This is a genomic window from Bradyrhizobium sp. (assembly GCF_019242285.1).
GTDB lineage: Bacteria > Pseudomonadota > Alphaproteobacteria > Rhizobiales > Xanthobacteraceae > Bradyrhizobium.
Genome location: NZ_JAFAVV010000584.1, coordinates 1 through 3,103, shown reverse-complemented (window position 1 = coordinate 3,103; position 3,103 = coordinate 1). Strand labels below are relative to the sequence as shown.

At 65.7% G+C, this 3,103-nt stretch carries 3 protein-coding genes; all 3 read right to left on the bottom strand.

What is annotated here, in order from left to right; all coding sequences use genetic code 11:
* A partial coding sequence (locus tag JOY90_RS23785; RefSeq protein ID WP_291693559.1) for a CmpA/NrtA family ABC transporter substrate-binding protein occupies positions 1–1,011 on the bottom strand: 1,011 nt, incomplete at its 3' end.
* A gap of 95 nt (positions 1,012–1,106) precedes the next feature.
* Positions 1,107–1,985: a sulfurtransferase gene (locus JOY90_RS23780; protein ID WP_291693558.1), complete on the bottom strand. Its 879-nt coding sequence runs from the start codon at positions 1,983–1,985 to the stop codon at positions 1,107–1,109.
* 59 nt (positions 1,986–2,044) lie between these two features.
* A partial coding sequence (locus tag JOY90_RS23775) for an acyl-CoA dehydrogenase family protein (protein ID WP_291693557.1) occupies positions 2,045–3,103 on the bottom strand: 1,059 nt, incomplete at its 5' end.

The window sequence follows — 3,103 nt, the reverse complement described above, 5'->3', positions numbered from 1 at the left end:
TTCCGCGATCTGCTTGCGGTTCTCGGCCTTCGAGGCATAGGCGGTGGCATCGACGATCGCGCGGGTCAACGCCGCAAAACTGTTCGGTGCCGTCGTGATGAATGCGCGGCTCGCCGCAAAGCTGCAGCAGGGATGGCCGTCCCAGATTTCCTTGGACAGGATGTGCAGGAAGCCGACCCCGTCATAGATCGCGCGCTGGCAGATGTTGTCGGGCGCGAGGAAGCCGTCGATGTTGTCGGCGCGGAGATTGGCCACCATCTCCGGTGGCGGCACCGCGCGAAGCTGCACGTCGGTGTCGGGGTCGACGCCGTTTTCCGCGAGATAATAGCGCAGCAGGTAGTTATGCATCGAATAGTCGAAGGGGATGGCGAACTTCAGGCCTTTCCAGTCCGCGGGATTGCGCTTGTCCTTGTGCTTCATCGACAGCACGATGCCCTGCCCGTTGATGTTCTCGATCGCGGGCACCGCGAACGGGATCGGCTGGGCGCCGAGCCCGAGCGAGATCGCGATCGGCATCGGCGCCAGCATGTGGGAGGCGTCGTATTCCTTGTTGATGGTCTTGTCGCGGATCACGGCCCAGCCCGCGGTCTTGACGACGTCGACATTGAGCCCGTGCTTGGCGTAGAAGCCGAGCGGTGCTGCCATGATGATCGGCGTGGCGCAGGTGATCGGGATGAAGCCGACCTTGAGGTCCTTCTTCTCGGGTGCTGCCGTATCGGCGAACAGCTCGGTCGCAGTTTTGATTGGGAAGAATTGCGACAGCACGGCGAGCGCCGCGGACGCACCGACTGATTTCAGGAACGCGCGCCGGGCCATATCCGTCGGAAACACCGCGCGCATGACCGCCGAAGCGACCACGCCTTCGTAGCGCTTCTCGTCGCTTCGAACCGGCTCGCAGCGCAACGACGGCGCGGTCCGCTCGTGCTCGGCCGCCGAACGATGCCGGCCGCAGACGCAAATCCCTCGCGGCAGCGCCCGCTCGGCATCGAAGGGATCATCAAACATGGACATCGATTGCGCCCCTTTGTCGCGCCGGGCAGCCCACGGCCCGGACAGTTGGTTGCCGCCCGGACGCTCACGTCCGGACAGCAACAAACATGCAGTTTCTATGCCGCTTTTTCGGTCACCTGCGGCGCCGTCGGCAAGCCCTCCTCGATCGGCAGCGCCGGATCGCGCGACCATTCGTTCCAGGAGCCGAAATACATCCGCACATCCTTCACGCCGGCGTTCTTCAGCGCCAGGAACGTGTTCGAGGCTCGCGCGCCCTTGAAGCAATAGAGATAGACCGGCGTGCTCTGGCCGATGCCGACGGTGGCGCACTCCGCCAGGATCTCGTCCTTGGACTTGAAACGCGGCCCTTCCGCGGTCGGCTTCATCATGCGGTACCATTCGAGCCAGACCGCGCCGGGGATGCGGCCCTTGCGCGGGCAGAAATCCTTGCCATACGGCGACGAGCTGTCGCCGATCCATTCATCGACATCGCGCACGTCGAGGATGGCGATGCCGGGATTGCCGACCGCAGACAGCATGGCCTTCGCGTCGATCAGGATGTCACCAGCCTCCGGCACGACCGAGAACGCGGCCTTGGCCGGCGCCGGAACGTCCGTGGTCACCGGCAGGCCCGCCGCGATCCAGGCATCGATGCCGCCATGGACCACCTTGACCTTGGGATAGCCGAGCATGGTGAGCAGGTAGTAGCCGCGGCAGGACTGGCCGAAGCCGGAATTCATCGACTGCTCGTAGATGACGGCGGTCTCGTTGCCGGACAGGCCGGCGGCGCCGAAGGCGTCGGCGAACTTGGTCTTCAATTCGTGCATGCCCTCCGGCGTCGAGGTCGCGAGATAGGTGAATATCTCGTGCACGTTGACGGCACCGGGGATGTGCCCCGCGCCATAGGCGTCGGGATTCCGCGTGTCGATGATGACACACGGCTCTTGCTTGATGAGCTCGGCGAGTTCGCCGGCAGAGATCAGAACGTCCGTCATGGCAGGCCTCTCCTTTTCCTCGGTTTGAGCTGAAGTCGAGTTTTTCGAATCTCGCGGGCTCAGGCGTCCGCGAGCATCTTGCGCAACTGCTTGGTGGCCGGCGTCACGATCGCGACGAAATAGGCTTCGCGCAGCCGGCGCTGGGCGCGATGGCTCTTCAGGTAGCCACGCGCGCCGCAATGGAGCATCGCCGCATGCGCGGCCGCGACGCTTGCCTCGCCGGCGCGGAGCCGCAGGGCGACGACCTTTCGCCAGTAGCTGTCGTCCGTGTCGTAGGGATCCGCCGCCAGCGCCATGGTCTCGCGCTCCAGCTCGGCGAACAGCTCGCGGAACTGCAACGGCTGCTGCGGCAGATAGCGGTTGACGTGGCCGAGCGAGCCGTCGACCTCGTCCATGAGGCCGATGCAGTCCTTGATCAGGCCGAGCGCCATGCCCAGTTGCAGCAGGATGAAGCCGGCGCGGATCCTCCTCACGAACGGCCCGGCCGGATCGGCGAGAATGAGCTCGTCCGGCACGAAGACGTCGCGGAACTGCACGCCATAGGTGCCGGTGCCGTCCATGGCGAGAAACGGCTTGCAGGGCTTGAGCGTGATCGCGGGGTCGGCGCAGTCGGCGAGGAACATCGCGATCCCGCCCGGCGCATCCTCGCGCTCGAAGATGGTGCCGAAGAAGTGGTCCGCGCCGAGATTCGACACCCAGGGCAGCGCGCCGCGCACGACGTAGCCGCCCTCGGCCCTGCGGCCCTTCAATTTCAGTCTCTCGATGCCGAAAAAGCTCTTCATCGGGTTGGACAGCCCGGTGCCGCCGAGCACCCTGCCGCTGGCGACATCGTCGGCGAAGCGCGCAACCAGCCTTGGATTGTCAGAGTTCGCCGCGTACCAGGCCAGCGTATTCTGGCACCACGCCATGAAGGCGGTGGCGCCACAGACCTCGCCGAGCGCCGCGATCGACTGGATGGCGCAGCGCAGATCGGCCTTGCCGTTCTCGGGCAGATGGCTGGACCAGGCGCCGACCCCCCCGAGCCGCCGCAGCAATGCGTCGGGATAGACCGCGCCAGAGTCGATCGCCGCCGCCAGCGGCGCCAGCTCCTTGCGCGCGATGACGGCGACCTCATCGGC